This is a genomic window from Roseibium sp. LAB1 (genome assembly GCF_054658235.1).
This window is the reverse complement of the sequence record NZ_BAAGIB010000002.1, coordinates 611546-636723: the sequence shown is the minus strand read 5'-3', so window position 1 is coordinate 636723 and position 25178 is coordinate 611546. Positions and strand designations below refer to the sequence as shown.

Genomic DNA, 25178 nt, shown 5'->3' with positions numbered 1-25178 from the left:
GGAGCAATCATCGCAATAGTGCGCATGTCAAAATGTCCTAACGTTGACAAAGGCAAGGGTTGATGACCGCAGAGGATAAAGGATGACCGCAGAAGCACCGGTGACGCGCGACACAGGCAATGCGCAGGCGCTGTGGTACACCGAACCTGGTCGATGCGGACTGGAGACTGTTTCCTTGAGTGAGCTGCAAACCGGAGAAGTGCTGGTCGGAACGCTCTTTAGCGGGATAAGCCGGGGAACGGAAGGCCTTGTCTTTCGCGGCGACGTTCCGCCGAGCGAATGGCAGCGCATGCGCGCGCCGCATCAGGAAGGTGAGTTCCCGTTTCCGGTGAAATACGGCTACGCAAACGTCGGCAGGGTCCTTGCGGGGGACCCGGATCTCAACGGCCGCCTCGTATTCTCGCTCTTCCCTCATCAAAGCGTCTTTACGCTCCCCTCCATGTCGTGCGCGCCGGTTCCCGATGGCGTTTCCGCCGAAAGGGCCGTCTTGGCGGCCAACATGGAAACGGCACTTAATGCGTTATGGGACGGAAAACCATCACCTGGGGATCACATCTGCGTGGTCGGAGGTGGTGTTGTCGGTCTCCTGACCGCATACGTTGCCGGGCGGTTGCCCGGATCAAAAGTGACGGTCGTTGATACAAACCCTGACCGTGCGGAAGCTGCCATGGCGCTGGGATTGGAATTTTCGCTGCCCGAAGACGCGCCGGGCAATCAGGACCTGGTGTTTCACACGAGTGCGACATCGGCCGGCCTTGCCACGGCGCTTGCCTGCGCCGGAGACGGCACATCTATCGTCGAGTTGAGCTGGTATGGCGCGCAGGCGGTCTCGGCACCGCTCGGAGCAGATTTTCACTGCCGCCGCCTCAAGCTGGTCTCAAGCCAGGTTGGAACGATCCCGGTGGAGCGCCAGGCACGCTGGACCTACCGCCGCAGGCTGGAAACGGCACTTTCCCTGCTGGCCGATCCGGTGCTCGACTGTCTCATCACCCACAAGGTGGCTTTTCAGGATCTGCCACGGCAGCTTCCCGACTTGTTGAACAAGGCGTCGGATGTGCTTGCCGCGCTTGTTGTGTATGACAGACCCAACCAGGCCGTCCTCTGAGACGCCCTCCAATTTTCCTCGTAATTTCAGGATAATAATATGTTTGCAGTTGAAGTTCGCGATCACGTCATGATTGCCCACTCGTTCAAGGGAGAACTGTTCGGTCCCGCCCAGGCGTTGCATGGCGCCACCTTCGTGATCGATGCAGCGTTCCTGGCCGAAAGCCTCGATTCCAACGGTGTGGTGATCGATATCGGCCGAGCCCATGAAGCCTTGAAGGAAGTTCTGCTACCGTTGAACTACAAGAACCTCGACGAGGTTCCGGAATTTGCCGGCGTCAACACCACGACCGAGTTCCTGACCAAACATATTCATGACCACCTTGCCAAAGCGGCAAGGGATGACCGGCTGGGGCGCCCGGGGTCGGAACTGAAGGCGATCCGCGTGACGATCTCCGAATCCCACGTCGCCCGCGCCTGGTATGAAGCCGGGATCTGACCGGCCATGCCCGCGCTTGTCTTTGCCTATCCGGGAGACCTGGACACACCAACCGGCGGCTACGGCTACGATCGCAGGATTGTAGACGGTCTGCGCACGCTCGGCTGGGATGTCGATCTTGTTTCTCTCGGAGACGGCTTTCCGTTTCCCACCGAAGAAACGCTTCGGCAGGCCGAATACCGGTTGTCGGCGGTTCCGGAAGGGTCGATTGTCGTCGTCGACGGCCTTGCCCTCGGTGTAATGGCGGCAGCCATGGAACGGCTGCAGGAAAGGATCAGACTGGTTGCTCTGGTGCATCACCCGCTCTGCCTTGAAAACGGTCTGTCGAAGGATCAGGCCGAGACGCTTTTCCAGAGCGAGAACAGCGTGCTGGCTTTCGCGCGCCACATCATCGTGACCAGCCCGGCAACCGGAGCACAGGTCGAAGATCTGTTCGGCATATCGCCGGATCGTATTACGGCGGTTCTGCCTGGAACGGACAAGCCTGAGCCTTTTGAGCGTTCTCGAAACGACGTCACAAGGCTTCTGTCGGTCGGCACCTTGCTGCCACGCAAGGGGTACGACCTTCTGGTGTCCGCGCTGTCCAGCCTCAAGGCGTTGCCCTGGCACCTGAATATCGTCGGCGGGCTTGAAGCCGATCCTGCCTGTTACCAGGCACTTCTGAACCAGGCACGCGAGTTTGATCTTGTCGACAGGATCACCTTTCACGGTGCCCTTCCAGCGCAGAAACTCGCCGGCTATTATCGCTCGGCGGACGTATTCGTGCTGGCGAGCCGATATGAAGGTTACGGCATGGCCTACACGGAAGCGCTGGCCCATGGCTTGCCGGTGATCGGCAGCGGCGGTGGTGCTGTAAAGGAAACGCTGCCGGAAGGGGCGGCGATCTATTGCGGGGTCGAGGATGTCGATGCTTTGCGCTGCGCACTTGAGACACTGATTTCCGACCAGAATGAGCGTGCAAGATTGAGCGCCGAAGCCAGAAAGGCCGCAGAGATGTTGCCCGACTGGACAGACGCCGCGCGCCTGTTTGCATACCTGTTACAGGACGTTTGACGATGACCGGTTTTTCGCCCGAATGGCTTGCCTTGCGCGAGCCGGTCGACCTCGCGGCCAGAAACGAGGAAGTGGAAACCGCGTTCTTCACTGCTCTCGGCAGTGGACCCTCGCGCATCATGGACCTTGCAAGTGGTGCCGGGTCGACTGTCTCGGCTCTTTCGCAACGCCGACACAGCGCAGTGGAGTGGCTCCTGACCGACTATGATCCCGCGCTGTTGAAGGTTGCCGGAGAGCGTTGGAAGGATAGTGTGACAACGCGGCAGATCGACCTTGCACGCGACCTGGAAGAGCTGCCATTCGCCGACGTCGATGCGGTGACTACATCCGCTTTTCTGGATCTCGTCTCCGAACCGTTTCTGGTCCGGCTCGTTGACCGTGTGGTGCAGGCGAAAAAGCCGTTTCTGGCAAGCCTGACCTATGACGGACGTGCGGCGTTCTCACCGGAACTTGCCTTCGACGCCACGCTTTTTAAAGCTCACAACACGCATCAGTTGTCTGACAAGGGGTTCGGGCCCGCTCTCGGTCCGGCCGCCGCCATGCGTGCCATCTCGCTGTTCCAGGATCGGGGCTACAAGGTGGTGCAGGGCCGGTCCGACTGGCAGGCGGACCAGTCTTCAGCGGAGTTTCTGATGGAACTGCTCGGAGGCTGGCGAAGTGTCGGCAGGGATGTTGCGCTGGATGAAGCGGAAGTGGCGCAGTGGTGGTCGGTTCGGGAGGAACAGATCCGCTCCGGGAACGTCCATCTCACCGTAGGTCACGTCGATTTCACCGCCTTGCCGTAAAACACCTGTTGCGGGCTTCTTTCCGGGGCTTGTTGAAAGCTGGCGGTCTGCCTAGACTGTGTGCAGGCAGGAGAGGAGAGGTGCGATATGGGCGCAAGTGACGAACGCTATAGCCCGATTGCCCGGCTGATCCATTGGCTGACTGCCCTTTTGGTGCTGACCATGGTTCCTGCCGGCCTTGTCATGATCCGGATTGACGGAGGGGCTCTGCAGAACCAGCTGTTCGATTTCCATCGCTCGGTCGGCGTCGTGCTTATGCTGCTGACCGTGCTGCGTCTCGTTTACCGGCTCACCCACAAACCGGCTCCCTTGCCGGACAGTATGCCGCTCTGGCAACAATTTGCGGCCAGGATCACCCACGTTTTCCTGTACGGGTTCCTGTTGGTCAATCCGTTTATCGGCTGGGTGGCAACCTCCGCATATGGTGCGGCAATCTCGGTCTTCGGTCTGTTCACCATGCCAGCCATAGTTGCCAAGGACCGTGCGTTGGCCGACCAGCTTTTCCAGATCCATCTTGTGCTAGGGCTACTCTTCACGGCCGCCGTGGTGTTGCATATTGCTGCCGCGTTTTACCACGGACTTGTTCGCAAGGACGGTGTTCTCAGTCGCATGATCTGAGTTTTTGCAGGGCAATTTCTGCGAAGGCGGGAAATATCCGCAAGTCCAGGCAAAGTTTGAAGAAGCGTTAACTTAACAAACTTTAATAGTTCTCGTTTTGTAATTTTTTACCATGCCCTTTAAGTACAGTTTATTGTTTTTTGTTCTAAATGACGCTTCGGAATTCAGGAACCGGTTCAAGTGGAACCGTTAGAAAATGGTAAGGACTAACATGAAACAGACCATTCGGACCCTTCTGGCAAAACATGGCAATCTGCCGGTTTCTATCGATGACGTCGCGGACGGTGCTGACCTCTACGATGCCGGTCTGTCTTCTTTTGCATCCGTCCAGGTAATGCTGGCGCTCGAGGAAGAATTTGACATCGAATTCCCGGAGCATTTGCTGAACCGCAAATCTTTCTCGTCCATTGACGCGATCGACGCTGCTCTGACCGAAATCCTGAAAGAACAGGCTGCCTGATCCATGACCGCCGCAGCCAAGATCACTGCCATGGGGTTGGCAGATCGCGCCAAACGTGCCGCCAAGGTCGCCGCCGAATTTGCCGACAAGGTTGATGTGGAAGGCCGTTTTCCTGCCGAAGGCATGAACGCCTTGAAAGCGGAACGGCTGATGGGTGTCATGATCCGTCCGGAATTCGGCGGGGAAGGGGCAACGCTGACCGAGATCGCCGATATCTGCGCAATCCTCGGACAGTCCTGTGCCGCCACAGCGATGACCTACGCCATGCACCAGATCCAGATTGCCAGTCTGGCGGATTATGCCGTTGACAGTGCCTGGCATGAAGCCTTCCAGAAGCGGATCTGCAACGAACAGCTTCTGATCGCCTCTGCGACCAGCGAGGCCGGGATTGGTGGCAACCTGCGGAATTCGATCTGTGCGATCGAGGTTGAAGGCGACACCGTGCGCCTCACCAAGGATGCGACCGTGATTTCCTACGGCGCCAATGCGGATGCCATCATGGTGACGTCCCGCCGGCACGTGGATGCAGCGCATTCCGACCAGGTCGCGACCATATTCCTGAAAGATCAGTACACGCTTGAGCAGACCAGCAAATGGGACACGCTCGGCATGCGCGGAACTTGCTCCGACGGATATATTTTCAAGGCAGAAGCTCCGGCCGAGCAGATCCTGCCGCGCCCCTTCGCGGAGATCGCGGCGCAATCCATGCTGGCGGTCTCCCACCTGCTGTGGGGCGCGCTCTGGTACGGCATAGCCGCTGACGCGGTTGCGCGCTCGCAGAGTTTCGTCAAGGCTGCCGCACGCAAGACGCCGGGACAGGTGCCTCCGGGTGCGCTGCGTCTGGCCGAAGCGTCCAGCCTTCTGCAACTGGTCAAGGCCAATGTCGTTGCCGGTCTGAAGCAGTTCGAAGGCTGCAAGGGTGACAGCGATGCGCTGAATGCCATGAGCTTCTCCGTTGCCATGAACAACGTGAAGATCGGCACGTCGCAGACGATCCTGACGATCATCAACCATTGCATGCTGATCTGTGGGATCGCCGGCTACAAGAACGGCACGCCGTTCAGCCTCGGCCGCCATCTGCGCGACGCGCATTCGGCGCAGCTGATGATTTCCAACGACCGTATTTTGGGCAATACGTCCACGATGCTCCTGGTCAACAAGCAAGACACCAGTCTTTTGGGGTAATGATGGACGCGCAAGTCTCTTTTCTGGATCAGCTCTTTGCCAAAGGCGTGCTGCATGACAGCGGCGTCGACGGTCTTTATGCCCGCAGCGGCGAATTTGAAGACGTTATTGCCCGTTTCGAAAAATTTGCACTCACTTACGGGCAGGACGAAATCTCTGAAGCGATGGTGTTCCCGCCGGGAATGACCATGCAGGATTTCGAAACCAGCGGCTACATGAAGAACTTTCCGCAGCTTGCGGGAACGGTTCACGCCTTTTGCGGCACCGACCATGACCACATGGGGCTGTTGCAATGCATGGCTGCGGGGGAGGACTGGTCCAAGGACCAGAAGCCGACCCAGGTGGCGCTGACCCCGGCTGCCTGCTATCCGCTTTACCCCATCCTGTCGCGCCGCGGCCCATTGCCGTCGGAAGGCGCCTACGTTGCGTTGCAGTCCTACTGCTTCCGCCACGAGCCCTCCAAGGATCCAGCCCGGATGCAGATGTTCCGTCAGCGCGAATACGTGCGGGTCGGCTCCGCCGAACAGACCATGGCTTTCCGCGAAACCTGGAAACAGCGCGGCTCGGACATGATGGAACGGCTGCAGCTGCCGCATCATGTCGATGTGGCCAATGATCCGTTCTTCGGCCGTGCCGGCAAGATCATGGCCTCTGGCCAGCGGGAGCAGGAACTGAAGTTCGAAATGCTGGTGCCGATCACATCGGAGGAAAACCCGACGGCCTGCATGAGCTTCAACTACCACATGGATAACTTCGGCAAGGCCTGGGACATCCGCCAGGCCGATGGCACGCCCGCCCACACCGCCTGTGTCGGCTTCGGTCTGGAGCGCCTGGCGCTTGCGCTCTTCCGCCATCACGGTTTCGACACGTCCAAATGGCCTGAAGGCGTCCGTGCCACGCTTTGGGCATAAGGGGACGCAACATGACGCAAGCCGTGTTTGACCGCTTCAATGCGGCGACTTACGTGCGGGGCCCGCTTCACTCCCAGGAGCGGGACTGGCCCGAAACCAACTGCTATCTAGATGTCTGGATCGAGGTGTTGCCGTCTCTCGGCCTGCCGGCGGAGGCCTGTCTTTCCTATTCGGTCACTCAGGATTTCGAAGGCGACCAGTTCACCTTCTTCAAGGTGCCTCTGGAAGACCTGGAAGCGCTTTACGGCCTGAAGGTTACAGAACTGGCGATCTACGACCGTGTCGAGGCCCATGTTCAGCAGCAGATCGAACGGGGCCGGCTGTCCTTGGTTGAAGTGGACAGTTACTTTCTGCCGGATACGCAAGGCGTCGGCTATCACGAGGCGCACGGCAAGACCACGATCGCGGTCAACTGGATGGATTTTGAAGCCCGGACAATGGAATATTTCCACGGACTGGGCCTGCACCGGCTTGAAGGGGACGATTTCGACGGGGTGTTCCAGCGAGGCGTGCATGAAAAGGCGACGCCGTTCCTGCCTTACACGGAATTCGTGAAGCTTCCAGGCACGCTGCCGACGTCAGGTCACATCCTCAGTGTTTCGGAAAGCCTGCTGCGCCATCATCTGAAGCGCCGACCGCAGCAGAACCCGATTGCCGCATTCGCAAGCGTCTTTCCGGCACAGGTGGAAAAGATCTGCGAACGCGAATTCGGCTTCTTCCACCTTTATGCCTTCAACACGCTGCGCCAGCTCGGTGCGAATTTCGAGCTGTTTTCATCCTATCTGGAGTGGCTGGTGGCTGAAGGAAGGACCGACCTGACCGGTGGTGTGGAAATGGCCAAAACCATCTCGTCCACGTGCAAGATGATCCAGTTCAAACTGGCCCGCGCCGTCATGCGCAAGAAGTTCCAGGGACTGGACGAGGGGCTGCTGCCCGCAGTCAACGCCTGGGACAACCTGATGCAGTTGCTCGACCTTCACTATGGCGATCAGGAACCCCGGTTCAGTCCAGTTGTCAGCGCAGCCGGGGCTTGAATGATCGACCTGAGCGAAGCGACCTGGTCGCTGTCTCTGACAGAGCCTGGAGCCTTTGAAACACCGCTTGCGACAGGCCATCAGTGGGAACTTGTTCCTGCAAGTGTTCCGGGCACGGTCGCAGGGGCTCTCGCGAAAGCCGGTCGCTACGATCCGGACAATCCTGTTCCCCTTCATGGCAAGGATGTCTGGTATGAAGGCTGGTTCGACGCCGAGCCAGGTCGATACCGCCTGTGCCTGGACGGACTGGCGACCATTGCGCAGGTTTATCTGAACGACGTTGAGGTTCTCTCAAGCCGGAACATGTTCCGGAAATACAGCCTGACCGTCGAACTTGCCTCACGCAATGTTCTGAAGATCTGTTTCCGTGCGCTTGAACCGGAGCTCAATGCAAAAGGCCCTCGTGCTCGCTGGAAACCGCAACTCGCAACCAGCCAGGGCCTCCGGCTGGTGCGGACCACGCTGCTCGGCCACATGCCCGGCTGGTGTCCGGAAATCCATGCGGTCGGCCCGTATCGTCCGATCCGGCTTGAGCCCGAAGCAGCGCCGCGCATCGTCTACAAGCACATTCTCGCGGACTTGGCACCGGACGGCAGCGCGGCCCTGTCGGTAACGGTCAGGCTTGAAAACACGGAAGCCGTTCCGGAGCTGAGCTGTGCCGGTGCATCGGTGAAGATGACCCTTCAGGACGATGGCACCTTTGCGGCAACCCTCCTCCCTGAGGGCGTTACACCCTGGATGCCGCACACCCACGGTGAACCTGCGCTTTATGATGTGACAATTCAGTGCGCAGACCAGACGTTTTCGCTGGGAAAGACCGGGTTTCGCAGGATCGAGACAGACCACGGTGCTGATGGAAAGGGCTTTGGCCTGAAGGTCAACGGAGATCCCGTCTTTTGCCGCGGAGCCGTCTGGACCAATGCGGATCTGTTGACCCTGTCGTCCGGCCGCGAGGCTTATCGTCCGCTGTTGGAAAGGGCACGCGATGCCGGCATGAACATGCTGCGCGTCGGCGGCACGATGCTTTACGAGAGCCGTGCCTTCTTCGAGCTTTGCGACGAACTCGGCCTGCTTGTCTGGCAGGATTGCCAGTTCGCCAACTACGACTATCCCGTGAAGGACGATGCCTTTGTCGGAGAGGTTGACGCGGAACTGCGCGACCAACTGGATGAAAGCATGGGTTGCCCGTCGCTTGCCGTATTGTGTGGCGGCAGCGAGATCTACCAGCAGGGCGCCATGATGGGGCTTCCCGAGGATCGCTGGAAAGGCCCGCTGTGCGAGGAGATCCTGCCGGCCATTGCCGCTGCGCTGCGCCCGGATGTACCTTATGCAGCGAACTCGCCATGTGGTGGTGTCCTGCCGTTTTCCCCCAATGAAGGCATCGCGCATTATTACGGCGTTGGAGCATATTTGCGGCCGTTGGAAGACGCGAGGAGAGCAGATGTCCGCTTTGCGGGTGAATGCCTTGCCTTCTCCAACATTCCCGTTCAGCAGAGCCTGGACGACGGATTGCCGGTGAAGCCCGGCCATGATCCGCGCTGGAAAGCAAGGGTGCCACGCGACCGCGGTGCCGGCTGGGATTTTGAGGATGTGCGCGACCACTATCTGAAGCGGCTCTACGGTGTGGAGCCTGCCAGCCTGCGGTACGGCGATCCGGACAGGTATCTCGACCTGGGCAGAGCTGTCACCGGCGAGGTCATGAGTGAAACTTTTTCTGAATGGCGGCGACCCGCATCCAGTTGCCAGGGTGCATTGGTCTGGACTTTGTCCGACCTTGCCATCGGCGCCGGCTGGGGACTGATTGATGCGGCCGGACGGCCCAAGCCTGCCTGGTATGCGCTTAAACGGGCATTTCAGCCGGTTCATGTGTGTGTGAGCGACGAAGGTACCAACGGGCTTGCCATCCACGTCATCAACGAACGGGCTGAAGAAAAGCCGGTCAAGCTCAGCATTGCCTGCCTCCGGGATGGACAGGTTCCGGTGGTTTCCGGCGAGCAGGATCTGGTTCTGGAACCGCGCAGTGCCAGGACGCTCAATGCGGTTGAGCTGATTGGAGCCTTCTTCGACGTTACCTACGCCTACCGGTTCGGTCCCGCGTCGCACGATGTCACCGTAGTGCGTCTTGCGGATGCGCAAACTGGTGAACTGATCTCTGAAGCCCACCATTTTCCGCTTGGTCGCGGTCAGCAGCACCATTTCGATGCACCCGAGGTAAGCGTGGAACAGGACGACGGCGGGACCTGGTCGCTGAAGGTCAGCGCCAGACGGTTCCTGCAGTCGGTAGCCGTTGACGTTTCCGGATTTGAACCGGAAGACAACTGGTTTCACCTGGCTCCGGGTGATGCCAAGCAGATCAGGCTGATACGGAGTAGTTCATCGGACGAAACGTTGAAACCCGCGGGTGTGCTCAAGGCAATCAACCTTGTTAGACAAATGACCTTCAAATCGACAGACAATGAGTGACCGGGAACTGGGATAGTATGACCGCTTCGTCAAAGGTGCCTTCACGGGTTACCATGCAGATTAATACCTATCCGCTCGACCTGCCGCATATCGAAGCCACACTGGCCCACAAGATGCGTACGTTCGGGTCTCAGGTGGACCGTACGATCGTCACTGTCGACGTTCGTCCGCCCCAGTCCGGCCGGTACAAGGGCGATCCAAGGGCGGATCGTTACATGAGCAGCTTGGAGCAGTTCCGGTCGTTGTATCCGGTGCTTGAAAGCAAATACGAAAATCTGTCCTTTCACGAGGTCGACTACAGTGAGACGGAAAAGGACGCCGTCTCGAAATATTTCCTCGGTTCGGTGGAAATGCCGGACAAGGCATGGGATGGCGGTCCGTTCTATTGCTATTTCCAGGGTATTCTGGAGTCGGACAGCGACTACGTTCTGCACATGGACGCGGACATGCTGTTCGGAGGACAGAGCCAGACCTGGGTGGCGGAATCCATCGCCTTGCTGCAAGAACGCGATGATCTGCTTTTCACCAGTCCCTTGCCGGGCCCGCCTCATCCAGATGGGCTGAAGGGCAAGCATGTCGGTGCCGACGCGGCGTTCGATGAGGTTCTTGTGAATGGACGCCCCGCATACCGCTTTCACTTCGTCAGTACGCGCATCTTTTTGATGGACATGAAGCGCTTCAAGTCCAGTGTGGGAGTGCTGCACCTCGACACACCTCCGTTGACCTATCGACTGCGCGGTGTCCTGTTGGGTAATCCGATCAAGGCTCTCAGTGCGGAACAGGTCCTGAGCCTGACCCTGCAGAAACATGGCCTTGGCAACATGTGCTTCTCCGGATCGGGAGACGGTCTGTATTCGCTGCATCCGCCATATCATTTTCCGGCGTTTCACAAGGCACTACCGGAACTGATCGCGCGGGTTGAAAGGGGAGATATTCCCGACGGGCAGCTTGGTGACTACGACATCAACGACAGTCTGTTCGACATGTCGGAAGCACGTCAGAACCACGCGAAGCACAGACGGATAAAGCGGCGCTTGAAGGATCTGGTCACCTATTGGAGTGCGCGCTTGAAAGCATCCTGACTGGGACTTGTTCCGGGACCGGTGTCAGTCGCTGGACGATCCGTTTTTGTCGTCTATCTCAGCTCTTTTGCGCCCGATCAGGCCCCAGGTCAGGGCGACAATGGCGGCCTGAAGCAGCATGCGCGACAGAACGGCTCCTTCAAGTGCTCCAAGGTCACAACCTATCCAGACGACACCTACGATCACGAAATTCGACACGAACACGAGGATGACGCGCGTTCCCTGCATGCCGATGGAACGCATGATGTCCGCACCGATACCGGCTGCGCCAAGCAGCAAGGGATAGATGGCAAGAAGACGGATCAGACCGACCGTTTCTTCATACTCTGGACCAAGCAGCAGTGGCACATAGCCGGCGATCAGGAAGATGAAAACGGCAACAAGGACACCCAGTCCGGAAACGATCGGAAGGACCCGAAGTCCGAAGGCGATACCATGCTCTGTGCCTTTGTCGGCGTGGCGGAAGTAGCGGGTATAGGTCGCGTAGAGGGCTGCCTTGATCGGTGTCGTGGCGGCATCGATGATTCGGAATGCTGCGGTGTAGATACCTGCCTGTGTCGGACCGAGCAGTTCGACGACAACAGGTTTGTCGAGGTCACGCATGCCTGAAACGGACGTGAATTCCAGGCTCAGCAGAAAGCCTTGCTTGAACTCGAAGCCTGAGAAGACAGGGCGAGGCAGGCCGTAATCTCTCAGAACCATGATTAGGGACACACCGGAAGCCAGCAAGCTGGCGCAGACGTACCAGAGCGCCCAGGTGTCCAGGTCCACCGTGTAGGTGGTCAGCGTCAAGGCGGCGACGGCCAGAAACCGCAGGATCATGATGGCATTGTCGATCGCAAATTGTTTTCCTGCCCGGTCATGAGCCATGTAAGTGGCCGAGCACAGGAAGGAGATTTTCCGGAAGATGCACTCGGCCGCCAAAATGCAGAGTAACCCCCAGATACTGAAGGATCCTGTGTCGAGGAAATGGAAAATACCGAGTGCGATCGCAATGGCGGGCACAAACGTTATGAGCATCATCGCAAGCGCACGGCCAAAATACTGAGCAAAGGACTCGCGGTTGACGGCAATCCTTTGAATGAGCAGATGGTCGCTTCCCAGACCAACGAAGACACTCACCATGAGGGAAACCGCCGAGACGCTGGCAAAGATGCCGTATCCGCTTGGACCGAGCACACGGCTGATCAGGGCAAAGAAGCCGAACTGGGTGATGATCTGAAGACCGAAATTGATGCCGTAAAACATTGTGTTACGGACGACGGGGCGAGCGCTGATCTCCTGAAGTTTTTCGATCATGCCTTCCGGCTTCCGCTGCTCTGGCTGGGGCAGCTCACTCACCGGCAAACCTCACGGTTGATTTGGGGATCGACATGGCAAGGCTTTGCATTGATTTGATCAGCTCATTGTTCTCGGATGAGTTCGTACGGTTCATGGGAACCCGATCCATAGCATTTCATCAGTTAACATTCTGATCCGGTGACGCTTTTTTCAAGATATTCGCGTTATTGGTTCGCTGGAATATTCTGCTGGCAGATCGTGGCAGAGTTTCACGCAGAATATGCAGCAGTCGAGAGGTCGCGAGGGGTCCATGCTGGCCACAACTCAAGTTCTTACTTTTCATGGCATAGGCGCGCCGGCGGTACCAGTTTCTGCAGATGAGCAGCGCTACTTCGTTTCGGCCGACATATACCGAACGACAATCGGCAGTTTGTCCGCGTTGGAAAAGCGTCATGGCATTCGGCTGGCAGTCACGTTTGATGATGGAAACCTGTCCGATTTCGAGATCGGACTGCCGGCACTTGTAGAGGCCGGTCGGTCTGCAAGGTTCTTTGTCTTGGCGGGCCGCATCGGTGCGCAGGGGTACCTGTCTGCAGACCAAATGCGCCAGATCCTCGCGGCAGGTTCGTCCATCGGCTGCCATGGCTTCGATCACGTCGATTGGCGTACGCTGGATACAGACGGATTTCAGAGGGAAATCGTTGATGCCCGGCGGAAAATTGAGGACGTGGCGGGCCAGGAGGTTTCAGAGGCAGCCATTCCGTTCGGCGCTTTCAACAGCCGAGTTTTGCATGAACTGAAGGCCGCGGGCTACAGACGGGTCTTTACCAGCACTTCGGGTCTGGCATACGACGATGCCTGGTTCAGCCCGCGCTGGTCCGTCACCGACAGCTTCGACCCTGACCGGGATGTCGGCCCAAGGGTTGGCTCCAAGCAGAAATTCGAGAGTTCGCTTTACGCCCTGGCGCGGCGTTTCCGTTACCGGATCTAATGTGGTTCTACAAATCAGATTTCCGGTAAAGCTCGGCTAGTGGCAGGCCGAAAACCGCGCGCAGTTTGCCTTTGTTGAGCGCCAGTTTTTGCCGCATGCGGAAAGAACACCCACGGTCGAACAAACGGGTTGCGACAGCCAGAACACCAGCGGCGGCACATTTTGTTAGCGCGGCAAGCGCAAAGACGACATGCCACATCGGGTCGGGATGTCGGGTGAGGCGCATCTGGCCGTATGACTGACCAGAACGCACAGCGCGACTTAGAATGTAATTCACAGACAGCCGATCCGCCGGGACATGTTCACGCGCAATCGCGTCGTCCGTTGCAAAGATCCGGGCACCTCTTTCGGCGGCCTGTGCGAAAAAAATTGTATCCTCGCCTCCGGTGCGGCCAAAGGCCTCGTCAAATCTGAGTTCCAGCGAGCGAATAAGGTTCATCCTCACCAGCGTGTTGCCGCCACGCCCGGTGTAAAGGCGTTTGCCGCGGAAACCCCAGTCGTTGTAGAGCGGGTTGGCGGCCTTGAGCCAGTCTGGTGTCTGCTCGGGATAAACCGGATGCACGGGGCCAATCACAACATCGGCCTCAAATTCCTGCTGGCAGGCGAAGAGTTTTGTCAGCCAGTCCGTCTCGACCCATTCGTCGTCATCGACAAATATCAGCCAGTCGCCTTCAGCGGCGTTCAGCAGGGCGTTCCGCGCTGTCGAGATGTTGCCGCTGGCAACTTTCAGGCAGGTGATCTGAAGGTTCTTGATCGGATGAGCTGCAACAAGACTGATTGCGGATCCATCCTTGGAATCGTCCGCGATCACAACATCCAAAGTCATCTGGGCCGGCAACTGGACCCTTGCAAGCGACTGGAGCGTATCGAGCAGGGAGTCGCGGCCGATACTGGCGATGGCCACGGAAGTTTTAATCATTTCAGCTTTGCTCCGATCCGGGGTTAAGACCTTTTTGAGAGAGGCTGTGCTCTGTAATGCACTCAAGACTGCTGCTTCATTATTAAAGAAAGGTTCGGGGCAGCCTGACAACATTCGGATTATCTTGTCGCGAAACATGCGACTGTCGCACTCACCCTTCGCCAAGTATCTTCGGAACGGTTGCCCTGGAATGGACCTACAAGTGATCGACAAGCAGGCCTCTCCCGAGAGAAGCGGATCCCTGGACCCGGCGCGCCCCTTTTTCTTCGAAGGGCTGGCCGGGTACTTTCATCCTGCCGGAGGCAGCACGGCCATTCTTCTGCTGAGCCCGTGGGGCTATGAGGAGCTCTGCTCGCGAAAAAGCTACCGAATGCTGGGTGAGAAACTGGCCGCTGCTGGGTATCCCTGTCTGCGTTTCGATTATCCCGGGACCGGGAATTCAGCGGGAAGATCGGATGCCGTTGATGATAGCAGCGCATGGCGAACCGCCGTCAAGACAGCTCTGACGGAATTGCAGAGGCATACCGGAGCCAGGCGACTTCTGGTCATTGGGCAGGGAGTAGGCGCAAGCCTTGCCGGTGTTGTGGCGCAGGAGGCATCTCTGGCGGGGCTGGTACTGCTGGCACCTGTGCTTCCAGGGCGCGCCTATCTGCGGGAGCTTGCCGCCTGGACTGCCATGACGCAGCCGACTTTTCTTGTCAACTCGTCCGACGGTCCGGAAGGTGGCCTGATGGCTGGTGGGTTTGTGCTGTCTCGGTCGACAGCCGAGGAACTCAAGACCCTCAATCTGCTCAAGGTGAAGCTCCCGGCCGAGCTGCCGACGCTACTGATGGAGCGCCCGGATCATCCAGGCGATCAGAAACTTGCGGATCAACTTTTGGAAGATGGCGTTTCCCTGGAACGTCTACCGTTTGACGGCTATGCCGACTACGTGTCCGATCCGACGCTGTCCGTGGTGCCCGAAGCAACCTTGGACCGGATCGTGTCCTGGGTCAGAGACAGGTTGCCGGAAGACTGTGCCAACAAGAAGACAGCTTCTGCCGACCAGGTTGCTCCTGACAATCGCTGGTCTGCCGACGGCCTTAACGAAGAGCTGGTACGCTTTGGGAAGGGAAACATGTTCTTCGGAGCTCTTACCCTGCCTGCGGACAAATCGGTGGACACGGCGGTCGTGATTCTCAATTCCGGCTACGACCATTCCATTGGCTGGGCGCGAATGGCCGTCGATTTCTCCCGTGCGTTGGCGGAGAGCGGCGTTGCTGTACTTCGCGTGGACCTGGCAGGTATCGGTGAAAGCCGGTACTGGCCGGACCAGCAGCCTCAAGTGCTTTACTCAGACCGTCAGGTTGCCGATGTGACGGCAGCGGTCAACTGGTTGAGTGAGCGCTTGCAGGTGAAGCGGATCATTTTGGCAGGGCGCTGTAGTGGTGCCTACCTGACCCTGCTTGCGGCGGCGCAGGAACCGAGTGTGTCTGCAGCTTTCCTGATCAATCCGCGGCGACTGGTCTGGGATCCTGATGAAGATGTCGATCAGGCGATCCGGGAACCGATCGAGACTCTGGGAACCTATAGTCAAAAGCTTTTCGAAAACGAAACCGTCAGGCGGGTACTGTCCGGTGATATCAATCTCCTGTCGGCGGGCAAGAAGGTTGCTCGTGCCCTTTCGACAAAAGCAGACAAGGCCCTTGCACCGGTAATCCGCTCTCTTTCCAAGCATCACCGCCTGTCATCCGTTCTCTTCAACAGACTGGATTCGCTTCAGAACCGCAATGTCCCCGTTTGCCTGGTTTATAGCGAAGGAGATCGGGGCTTGGGGGAATTGGCTCTTTGGTTTGGCGCTGACACATCAGGCCTCAAGGCCTATCCGAACGTGACCGTAGCCTCCATTGCGAATGCCGATCACAATCTGACCCCACTGAAAGCAAGGCAAGAGGTTGAGACGCTTTTGGTTGATTTTGCGTCGGGCGTTGGCCGGCTGGATTAGGTTTCGTCACAGGTCTGGCCCTGCCGTTTTGCAGGACTGGCGCTTCTCAAGCACTGAGTGGCTCAAATCGTTGAAGGTTCAAAGCTGCCGCGAACAAAACCGGCTGCGGAATTTCTGCTGTCGAAATCCTGTTGCGGTCCTGCGCTTTCTACCAGCCGTCGCGCCGACCGGAAAGATACCGGGAATCCCCGGTTGACGGTGTCCCCGTCGAACCGGATTTCAACCAGCAGGCGCGCCGTTTCTTGCTGTCGGAATGTGATGCCCGTGCATAGGTGAAGGCCTTGCAACTCGAATCCTCTTCGCAGGCGGTGACGCATTCCTGGACACTGTTGACCTTGACTTCCTCATAGTCACCACCGGGAATGTCAACATTGTCGCGAATTTCGAGTATCTCGCTCGTTACCGCCTTGTCGGCGTTCTGAAACGTCTCCCATTCCTCTTCCGTCAACAACCAGCCGTCATCATATGTCGGCAGGGTCCGATCTTCGGGGAGACCTGGAAGCCCGATGATCTTCTTGATTTCCGCTCTGAAGGTCAGACCAACAGCGGTTGCCACGGCACCACCAATTGCGACGCCGCCGACACCAAGAAGAAAGTCTCGTCTTGAAACAGGCTTCATCATGCGTTTCCGGATATCTTGTCGCCCAACCTTGCGGCAAGGGCCATGATCGTCAGGGTCGGATTTGCGTAACCACCGGTCGTGAAGACTGATGACCCCGCAACAAAAAGATTCACATATCCGTGGACGCGGCAGTCCTTGTCAACGACGCTTGTCCGCGGAGAGGTGCCCATACGTGTGGTGCCCATCGTGTGGCCTCCGCCGGTCACCTGTCGGGCGATCTCATCATTGCGGATGCTGAGCCGAGACGGGCCGTCTTCGATGAGTGTGTTGCTCAATGCCTCCAGGGCAGAGTCCACTGCCCGGAACGTATCAGTACCAATGTAGCAGATCGCTCTGACACGGCGCAGACCCGACGGATCGCGCCCCTCTGCGAGCGTTACTCTATTTTCGGGTTCAGCGCGCATTTCAGCGCGGACATTCAGATCATAGGCTTTGGGGCCAGAGCTGAACCTGCTTGTAAGGAATCTTTCCACAGGGTCGTCCAGATTCAGGTCGCTGTCGAGAAACTCGAGCGACATGTCCAATGACCCGAGTTGCTTGTAAAGCTCATCGTCCGGTATAATCGCCGGAATGGCTTCGCCAAAATTCTTCGGGACCGTGGGCAGGCTCAGGTTCGCGGCGGCCAGGATGCGTCCACAATCATAAAAATGAGGATGCTCCATCAAATAGCGGCCAACCTGGTCCTCGTCATTGCCGACGGCGTTTCCTGTGTCGGTACTGGAATTGAGAAGGATCTGAGCATTCCCGATGCCTCCGGCGGCAAGCACGAGCGTCTGGCCTTCACGCAATTGCATGACAATTTCCGAACCATCCGGAGTGTAGATAGAGACCGCCTTTACCGAACGCCTGTCTTCAGAGGGCAGCACGCCGTTGAGAGTTGAATTCAGTGCGATGTCGGCGAGTGGAAGATCCACAAGAAGATTTGGCTCGGCATTCAGGTTGAGGGCGGAGTCTGCCGAAAACGGCCGGTATTCGAATCCAGGCACGAAGGGTTTTTCGTATGTGAGAAAATCATCGGTCCGTCGCAAATATTTGGCCGCAAGAAGATAATAAGGCTCAAGCTCCTTGCGCGAAATGGGCCACTCCTTGAAATTGCGTTCTGTCAGAGGCGTGCACCACCCGGCCCAGAAAGCCGACGTTCCCCCGAGCATGCGCCCCCAGTGCAATGGCCAGTACTGTGCATCGAAGTGACCGCGGCCGAACATCCTGGTGAAGTTTTCCTGCAGAGTTCCGTCGTATTCGACCTTGCCGCTTTCGAGCATCAGTGCAGATTTGCCGGCCCTTCCCAGTCGTTTCACGAGTGCAAAAGCCGCCAGTCCGGACCCAGCCACGATGACATCGTAATTCTCAAACTGAATTTCGTTGATATTGACGTACATTGAACAGGCCCAGTTGAATGCTGACGCGGTATGACAATTGTCGAAACGGCTGGCAGAGTTTTACGTTTGAAGTGCAACAAAAGCGGTGTTTGTTGTGTAAATCACGGGAATTAAAAATAGGTTCTCGTACAGACGAGAGAACAGATGCAGGTGTGCTGATTGCATGCCACTTTGCCAGCTGAATTCAGGCGTATTTACGTCCCCGTGGAACGGTTCCATTGGTCATCGTACGCACGAGGCCGACCGGACGGTCTGCGGCGATTGTAAGCATATCCTTGGCCAGTATTGGCATCGATATCTGCTCTTCTTCGTGTTCTGCCACCGTCACCAGGAAATTGGTGGCCAGACCAACGAGAGGGTCGTCCTCCGCCAGTTGAGGCAGGGCGACACCATCGATGATGACGAGATCGTAGTTCCGGGCAATATCGGCAAATTCGAATGCGTCTCGAATATTCATCCGATGGTGCTTGTACTTCGGCAGTCCGGAAACGAGAGAGACAAATGAGATGCCAAGCTCGCTATAGTCCCTGACGCGCTCACGCAATGGGCCGTCCTGTTCATCCTGATCGATGCTTAGGTCATGGCTCAGCATTCGCTGTTTTGGTTCGCCGTCCGCCAGAAGAACCTCAAGTCCCTGATGTGCGGCGCACACGGCCAGGGCAAACGCGGTAATCGTTTGTCCGTGTCCGAGCGTCGGCGAGGTCAGGAAGGAAACATGCGCGACATGGTTGGCTGGTGTTTTCAGGATTTCCGCAACTATCCGGTCAACGGCTTCGGCGAACCGTGTGTTGGGACACCTGATGCCTATCGCGTAACGGGCGAGGGTTTCCTGCACGGTTGCAATTGCGTCGGAAGATATTGGTTGCTCAATCCCTACCTGGTCGGCTTGCGAGAGCCAGGGCAGTTTCGCGATCACTTTCAGATTTTTTTCCGGGCGACTGTCGGTATCGGCCTTGGGACGGGACCGAGCCTTCTTCAAGGCGAGCAATCTGGCAGAGATGTTCTTTTCTTGCGACGTGCCTGTTTTATGTCGGTCGATAGGTTCTGGCGCTGATGGAATGGCCGGATTTGTCAACGCGGATGATGCGGCTGCCATTTCGGGGAATTGAGCGAAGAAATGTCTTTTGGCTATCCTGATGGCCTCACCAGTGACGGCCAGGATCGTGCCAAGCATCAGGCCCAGCAGGCCTGCCAGGATCACCATGATCTTTCGTTTCGGATATATAGAGCTTTCTGGTGGTATGGCGGGGGAGATAATGCGTGCGTTAGGCACCACGACCTGTTCGAGCTGTGAGATTTCCTTGGCTCGACTAAGGGCGATTTCGTAAAGCTGGCGGGTTGCCTGGGCCTCTGTTTCCAATTCGCGCAATTTGATCGAAGCCGTTTCATCCGCATTGGACAGACCTCTCGCGGAATCCAGCTGCTGTTCGAGTTTGGCGACTTGCTCTTGACTGACCTGAAGGTCAATACGAGCCGACTGGGCAATCCGCTCGACTTCGTCCCGAATAAGTCTGCGAAGGCTTTCCAACTGCGAACGTGCACGGATGACAGATGGATGAGAAGGCAGAAGAGCAGCCAGCAATTGCGCCTCGTTTCGCGCAGCCTGGGCATATTGCTGACGCAAAGACGAAATGGTTCCGGAATTCACAACATCGCCAATGGCCTCGGCGTCCACTCCGTTTTTCAGAACGCGTTGGATCTCATCGTATTTCGCAGTTGCCGTCGCCAGTGATGAGCGAGCCTCTATCAGGCGTGAGTTGACGCCCGACAATTCCTGGTCCGTCAGCAACAGACCTTCGTTGGAGCTTTGAAGCTTATTCTGCGCCTTGAATTTCTGGATGTCGTATTCAGCTTGACGGAGGCGTTCACGCAGGTCGACCAACCGGTCGTCAATCTGAGCCGCCGTTTCCTCGGCAGCTCGGCTGACTTGTCGCCTCTGATCTGCCAGGTAACTTTCCGCAACCGCATTTGCCAGCACAGCGGCCTGCATCGGCGAGGGCGCTTCGGTGGAGATATTGATGACGAAGGTTTGACCAACGCGTTTGGCGGTGGTCGCTTCGGAAAGAGCTTCAACGGCAGCAGACTCCTGAGCTTCGAGCGTGAGCGCATCTTTCTTCTCGGCGCCGAAGACAAAGGCCTTGAGCTGGCTGAAGAGGCCTGGCACGCCTTCGCCAAAATAGGGGTCCTCGACCAGCTTGTTCTCGCGCGCTACGGGTCGCAGGACGGTGTCCGAGTTGATCACCGAAATCTGGCTGTCCATGACTTCGGAACTCTGGCCGGTTCGGCTCGGCCGGTTGGGATCATCGAATGGCTGGCGCACCAGGGGCTCAAAAAGCACCTGCGACGAGGCGCTGAAAATCGGAGTTAGCGTCAGGGAATAGGCTGCGGTTATTACTGCGAAGATGACCGCCAGGCCTATGATCAGCGGCAGCCTACGGCGAACGATCCGCACGATAGACAAGATATCAAGCGCAAGGTTTTCGCGCCCCTCAGAGCGCGTGGCAGTATAATCCGGTTCTCTAAAATGCTGGCTGTCCACCAAATTTCATCCTATCGCCAAGCAGGCACTTCTCTTCACTTGTAAGCACTTATGGTTAGTGAACTGCTAATTTTAGGCGACTGTGGGGACGAACAAGGGGCCAAATTGACTTCGGCCTAGCTTGTGTTGATCTCCCTCGAAGTACGTGCCAAGGCGCTTGGCAACAACGCTGCATACATGAAAATGATCCAATTCAGCGAGTAAGCGCGAAACCAGCTGCTTTCCAGGGCGTTGTGGCAGATTACGAACAGCAACAGCGAGTAGCACAGGAAAGCCGTTTGTCGGTCCAGCGACACAACCTTGGCTGCCGAAAAAAGTGAAGCGAGTATTAAAAGCATCAGCAAGGTCAAGCCCAGCACACCGAGTTCAACCAGCACGTCGAGATAGCCGTTATGGGCCTGGGTCAAAGCTTCCACGAACCCTGGCGCTTCCCGAAATGCGATCGAGTCCGAACCTGTTGCCCAGAACGATGCATAGCCTTGACCCAGGATTGGTGCCCGCGAAATCACATCGACAATGAATGCCCAGATAAAGGTACGTCCGGTAAAGGTTTCGTCATTGAACAAGAACATGGACAGGTCGCCGAAGTCGAAACGCGTCATCGTGGACAGAAACGACCAGCCGACAACGACCGTGGCGGCTCCGAACAGCAAAAGTACCGCAGCATTTATGCGGAAGAGAAACGCCATACCTACCAGGACGTAGGCGACTACCGGACTCAGAAATGCAAGTCCGAGAGAGGTCTTTGATTGACTGAGAATTAGCAGGGCGAACGCCAGTGCCGATATGATCAGCATGCCGAAACGCTTCCGAAATCCGCGCGTACTCACAAGGCCATACAGGTTAAACAGGAATGCGAGCGCCATGATCGCACCAAGTGTATTTTTTTGCGAATAGATGCCGGCATGTCCGATCGGTGTTGGAGGAAGCACCGCCACAGCGACCACATTCATCAACACGACTAGATTCATCAAAACCAGCAGTCGGCCGAGCAGCGCACGGGCATCATCGGTGAACGAGACCGAGATCAACAGACTGAAAACGATAATAAGTTGCAGCGCCACCCGTCGGAACGCGATACCGGGTGCATGTGACCACGTTACGCTCAAAACGGCCAAGCCCAGATAGGCGAGCAGTATCCAGACCACAGGGCTGCGCAAGATCGTGAACGTCTTCAAAAGGCGTTTGCCGGAAGAAGCGAGTGTCAACGCGAGCAGGGCGATCCAGAAAAGCTGGTTCAGGGAATTCGAATGCGACCGTCTCAGATTGGCCGGGCCGTCAAATTCTTCTGCATAACTCGCCAGAAAGGGGGCGATGAGAATCGGATAGGCGAACAACAACACCGGGATCAGGTTGAAGATCCGGTCCAGAAACGTGCTCCGGCGCGTGCCGGCTTGCTGCCGGGATTGTTCAACAGGGTGAACTGTCAAAGCCTTCTCCGGAATGTCGAGACCTTGCTCATGCTTCTGCGATTCCTGCTCAACTCCCTTGTCTTGTCTTCAACACGGGAGGACGGGTCGATTGGCTCGGGTACTTACTGTTCGATGGGCAGGTCAATTGCGTCGGCGTTCAGGCCGAGTGCCTCTACAATACCAACGTCCAAGGTTTTGGCTTCCCGATCAGTCAATATGCCGAATTCGGTGTCATAGGACCAGAGTGCCCAGCCATATCCCAGGCCTTCGACCACTGTGCGGACATCGCGGATCCAGGCTAGCCTGCTACCGTCATCGGGAATACCTTCCGGCGGTCTGATTGCGCTGAATTCACCGAGCACAATTCTATCCGGCGCAATGTCGTACTTGGCGGACCATTGAGCCAACGTGTCGAAGCGGCTCTCGATATAGGCAAGATCTGGTCGTTTCCTGTTATAATAGTCGCGAATACCCGACATCGCTTTGTCGAATGCGTCCTCCGGCAGTTCTTTGCCTTTCTTCTTGAGGAGATCCTGGTACTGGCGCGTGAGTTTTTCTGCGTATTCGATGTTACCACTGGTCCAGGGGTAGGTTAGCCCGGCGATGTAGCGGAGCGGGAACTGGGCCCACGAAATGGACTGATGGGTGAGGTAATAAGGGTCGTAGAAGTGAAAATCGAAAACAGTTTTGTCGTCGTAGCCTTCAAGGTTCATGTTTTCGAGACCTTCGAGCGTATGCCAGCACGCCGGCGTCAGAGCGATTGGCAGGTCCGGGGCAACGGTCCGCACGCTGTCAAAGAGCCGTTTTTGGGTTATGGACCAGTCTTCTCCATCGTCGCGGTAGCAGGGTGACTGCGGCTCATTCATCAGCTCCAAGGCAACCTTGTCCGCAGGCAGGTCTCGAAGGCGTTTGGCCAGGTCCACCAGAAACGCGTCGTAAGCCTTAAAACGAGGGCCATGGGTGTCAGCCAATATGTCCTTTGGCTTCCAGTCGGAGCTATAGGTTGCAGGATGACTGTCGACCATGACGCCGAAGCCGGAATCGATCAGGCGCACGATGAGATTTTTCAGGTTATCGAGCAGGATTCTTCGCTCGGGCTCGGTTGCCGTCAGAAATACACCCGCATCGACCGGCAGCCTGAAGAAATCCATGCCGAGTTCACTTAGCCGTTGCAGTTCACTGTCCGTGATGTTGGACAACGAGCCCTGAAACGGAGGCCAAAGATATTTGCCTGGTCGATCTGGGTCTCGAAAGGCGTAATTTTGCAGCCGGGACAGATTAACGCCACGTCGGAAGTGCGGAACTGTTGCATTCTCGCTGCTTATGGCCAGTGCGACATGTTCCTTGATCCGCTGATCCCGGAGCTGCATGACGAAAGCGCCTGCCACTACGCATATGAGAACTACGCCGGTAAAGAGAAACCATAGCCGGGACCGTCGGGTCCAAAATGTCATATCGCGCGGCTCCGTCGCAGCTGGGGTGTCAGAAGGTCTTCGATATCCTGACGATAAACTGCGCCGATCATTTCAGGGTTGAACCGGTCGTGCAACACTTTGGAAGACGCCGCAATTTCCCGGCGTAAAAATGAATTTTTCTCCAAAAGGGTCTGGAAAGCTTCGGCAATCCCGTTGACGTCACCTGGTCGCACTGCGACGCCGGCCTGAATATCGTCAAGATACCCGTCGATCCCGGTGTCTTTTCCATATGCGATTGGAATTCCGGCAAAAAGCGCTTCCAGATAAACCATGCCGAAAGTTTCGTTGTGACTGATCAAGGCCATGCCAAGATAGGTTGGAAGAACCGTAAAAAGCGCGTCTGCGTTCATCGGCCCGATAAGGCGTACACAGTTCTGCAGACCGAGTTTCGAAATTTCGGTCTTGATAGCCTCTACCGATTCCGGATTGCCGGGGCCGATGAGGTCAAGTTCTATGTCCGGATGGTCTCGTCGAAATTCCGAGAAACCCTTCAGTAGAGCAGAAGCACCTTTTCTCCTGCGGATATCCAGATTGAAGATGCTCACGAACCGGTTATTGGCTGCACAGGTGCGAACCTCAGTGGTCGTGTTGCCTACGATGTTGGGTAAGAGACGCTCCTTGTCGGGCTGGTGCGGGAGATGCGTGTGAAACATCCCGCGGAACCACGCCGAGACATGGTAGATCCTCTTGGATCTGTCAGCGATACGGCGCATGAGCTGCCGATAGGTCGGCTTGAATAGAAGAACCTTCCGGTCGGCTTCCCCGCGCACCGATGTAAAAAGTTCGACATCGGCTCCAAGCCGCTCACAAAGCCAGAGGGCGGAAATGCCCTCGAATGCAAATTTGTGCGCATGGATGATGTTCGGGTGAAGATTTTCCTGCTGCAGAAATGCCAACACGCGGCGCGCGGCGACACGCATGCAACTGGCCAGAAAGACGGCCATAGGGGGAGCGAAATAGCGGAAAGCGATCAGGCGAATGTTGTTCGTCGTCCCGCAATCGATGAAGTGGGTCTTGAAGGGGTTACTCGTTCTGGTCAGCGAGATAACGACGTGATCCGCGTCCGGTACTTTCTTCACCAGCCGCTCAACCGCTGTTGTTGCCCTGTCCCTGTGAGGGTTCGGGTAATCAGCACTCAAATGCAGGATGAGTGGGCGATCATGACGGCGCTCCCCATGGCGATGAATACGTCTGGTATCGTTTGTCAACGTTGTGGACGGCCCTTCGGCGTATCTGGCGGAACCGGGTCTTCGACCTTGATGTTCACAGATAAAGCGCCTTTCTGCGCGTTATCTAGGGATAGTTGGAGAACCTGTGAAATATCCGGTTTGCATGAAAGGTTTGTTACTGAAAACTCGGCCGATGAATACTCTGAGGAACGTGGCAGCGCAGATCTGTTCGGAAAACTGTTTTGAGAACTGTACAGGCGAGAATTATCTCAA

Annotated in this window: 21 protein-coding genes; 13 read left to right on the top strand and 8 right to left on the bottom strand. The window is 57.0% G+C overall.

The features are described 5' to 3' along the window. The first annotated feature begins 82 nt into the window (after nt 1-82). The 11 genes from ACYQ54_RS12885 (at nt 83) to ACYQ54_RS12835 (ending at nt 11134) form a co-directional block, all read left to right on the top strand. Nucleotides 83-1105, top strand: coding sequence for a zinc-dependent alcohol dehydrogenase (locus ACYQ54_RS12885; protein WP_460082838.1), 1023 nt, complete (start codon nt 83-85; stop codon nt 1103-1105). Between the two features lie 39 nt (nt 1106-1144). Then, a complete protein-coding gene (locus ACYQ54_RS12880; RefSeq protein ID WP_460082836.1) occupies nt 1145-1543 on the top strand; it encodes a 6-pyruvoyl trahydropterin synthase family protein in 399 nt (132 codons plus the stop codon). Between the two features lie 6 nt (nt 1544-1549). Then, a complete protein-coding gene (locus ACYQ54_RS12875) occupies nt 1550-2596 on the top strand; it encodes a glycosyltransferase family 4 protein (protein ID WP_460082834.1) in 1047 nt (348 codons plus the stop codon). 2 nt (nt 2597-2598) lie between these two features. Next, nucleotides 2599-3381 (top strand): class I SAM-dependent methyltransferase, encoded by a 783-nt coding sequence (locus ACYQ54_RS12870; RefSeq protein WP_460082832.1) that lies wholly within the window; start codon nt 2599-2601, stop codon nt 3379-3381. Nucleotides 3382-3468: 87 nt separating this feature from the next. Next, the gene (locus ACYQ54_RS12865) at nt 3469-3999 is read left to right on the top strand and encodes a cytochrome b (RefSeq protein ID WP_460082831.1); all 531 of its coding nucleotides are present in this window, start codon (nt 3469-3471) and stop codon (nt 3997-3999) included. A 211-nt stretch (nt 4000-4210) separates the two neighbouring features. Then, complete coding sequence (locus ACYQ54_RS12860; protein ID WP_006933785.1) at nt 4211-4459, top strand: acyl carrier protein; 249 nt, start codon at nt 4211-4213, stop codon at nt 4457-4459. Nucleotides 4460-4462: 3 nt separating this feature from the next. Further along, nucleotides 4463-5644, top strand: coding sequence for an acyl-CoA dehydrogenase family protein (locus ACYQ54_RS12855; RefSeq protein ID WP_460082829.1), 1182 nt, complete (start codon nt 4463-4465; stop codon nt 5642-5644). 2 nt (nt 5645-5646) lie between these two features. Continuing rightward, nucleotides 5647-6555 carry an amino acid--[acyl-carrier-protein] ligase gene (locus ACYQ54_RS12850; RefSeq protein ID WP_460082827.1) on the top strand — a complete coding sequence of 303 codons (909 nt, stop codon included), beginning with the start codon at nt 5647-5649 and terminating at the stop codon, nt 6553-6555. 11 nt (nt 6556-6566) lie between these two features. Further along, complete coding sequence (locus tag ACYQ54_RS12845) at nt 6567-7589, top strand: DUF1839 family protein (protein WP_460082824.1); 1023 nt, start codon at nt 6567-6569, stop codon at nt 7587-7589. Further along, nucleotides 7590-10052: a glycoside hydrolase family 2 protein gene (locus tag ACYQ54_RS12840; RefSeq protein WP_460082821.1), complete on the top strand. Its 2463-nt coding sequence runs from the start codon at nt 7590-7592 to the stop codon at nt 10050-10052. It begins immediately after the preceding gene. Between the two features lie 17 nt (nt 10053-10069). Beyond that, a complete protein-coding gene (locus ACYQ54_RS12835) occupies nt 10070-11134 on the top strand; it encodes a glycosyltransferase family 2 protein (protein ID WP_460082818.1) in 1065 nt (354 codons plus the stop codon). A gap of 24 nt (nt 11135-11158) precedes the next feature. On the opposite strand, the gene ACYQ54_RS12830 is transcribed toward ACYQ54_RS12835, so the two are convergent. Continuing rightward, the gene (locus ACYQ54_RS12830) at nt 11159-12475 is read right to left on the bottom strand and encodes a lipopolysaccharide biosynthesis protein (protein ID WP_460082816.1); all 1317 of its coding nucleotides are present in this window, start codon (nt 12473-12475) and stop codon (nt 11159-11161) included. Between the two features lie 370 nt (nt 12476-12845). Between ACYQ54_RS12830 and ACYQ54_RS12825 the strand changes: the two genes are divergently transcribed. Then, nucleotides 12846-13406, top strand: coding sequence for a polysaccharide deacetylase family protein (locus ACYQ54_RS12825; protein ID WP_460082813.1), 561 nt, complete (start codon nt 12846-12848; stop codon nt 13404-13406). 7 nt (nt 13407-13413) lie between these two features. Here the strand turns inward: ACYQ54_RS12825 and ACYQ54_RS12820 are convergent, their stop codons facing one another. Continuing rightward, nucleotides 13414-14463: a glycosyltransferase family 2 protein gene (locus ACYQ54_RS12820; protein WP_460082811.1), complete on the bottom strand. Its 1050-nt coding sequence runs from the start codon at nt 14461-14463 to the stop codon at nt 13414-13416. 52 nt (nt 14464-14515) lie between these two features. Between ACYQ54_RS12820 and ACYQ54_RS12815 the strand changes: the two genes are divergently transcribed. Further along, on the top strand, nt 14516-16309 hold the full coding sequence (locus ACYQ54_RS12815) for an alpha/beta hydrolase (protein ID WP_460082808.1): 1794 nt from the start codon (nt 14516-14518) through the stop codon (nt 16307-16309). A 148-nt stretch (nt 16310-16457) separates the two neighbouring features. On the opposite strand, the gene ACYQ54_RS12810 is transcribed toward ACYQ54_RS12815, so the two are convergent. From ACYQ54_RS12810 to ACYQ54_RS12785, 6 genes are all read right to left on the bottom strand, one after another. Further along, nucleotides 16458-16928 (bottom strand): PAN/Apple domain-containing protein, encoded by a 471-nt coding sequence (locus ACYQ54_RS12810; protein WP_460082807.1) that lies wholly within the window; start codon nt 16926-16928, stop codon nt 16458-16460. Further along, entirely contained in the window at nt 16928-18310 is a 1383-nt protein-coding gene (locus ACYQ54_RS12805) for a GMC oxidoreductase (RefSeq protein ID WP_460082805.1), read from the bottom strand. Before ACYQ54_RS12805 ends, ACYQ54_RS12810 begins: the two co-directional genes overlap by 1 nt. 184 nt (nt 18311-18494) lie before the next feature. Next, on the bottom strand, nt 18495-20849 hold the full coding sequence (locus tag ACYQ54_RS12800) for an exopolysaccharide transport family protein (RefSeq protein WP_460082803.1): 2355 nt from the start codon (nt 20847-20849) through the stop codon (nt 18495-18497). Nucleotides 20850-20965: 116 nt separating this feature from the next. Continuing rightward, nucleotides 20966-22279, bottom strand: coding sequence for an O-antigen ligase family protein (locus tag ACYQ54_RS12795; protein WP_460082801.1), 1314 nt, complete (start codon nt 22277-22279; stop codon nt 20966-20968). 104 nt (nt 22280-22383) lie between these two features. After that, nucleotides 22384-23631, bottom strand: a complete 1248-nt coding sequence (locus ACYQ54_RS12790; RefSeq protein ID WP_460082798.1) for a glycoside hydrolase family 5 protein — start codon at nt 23629-23631, stop codon at nt 22384-22386. Between the two features lie 80 nt (nt 23632-23711). After that, nucleotides 23712-24944, bottom strand: a complete 1233-nt coding sequence (locus tag ACYQ54_RS12785) for a glycosyltransferase (protein WP_460082797.1) — start codon at nt 24942-24944, stop codon at nt 23712-23714. Between the last annotated feature and the right edge of the window lie 234 nt (nt 24945-25178).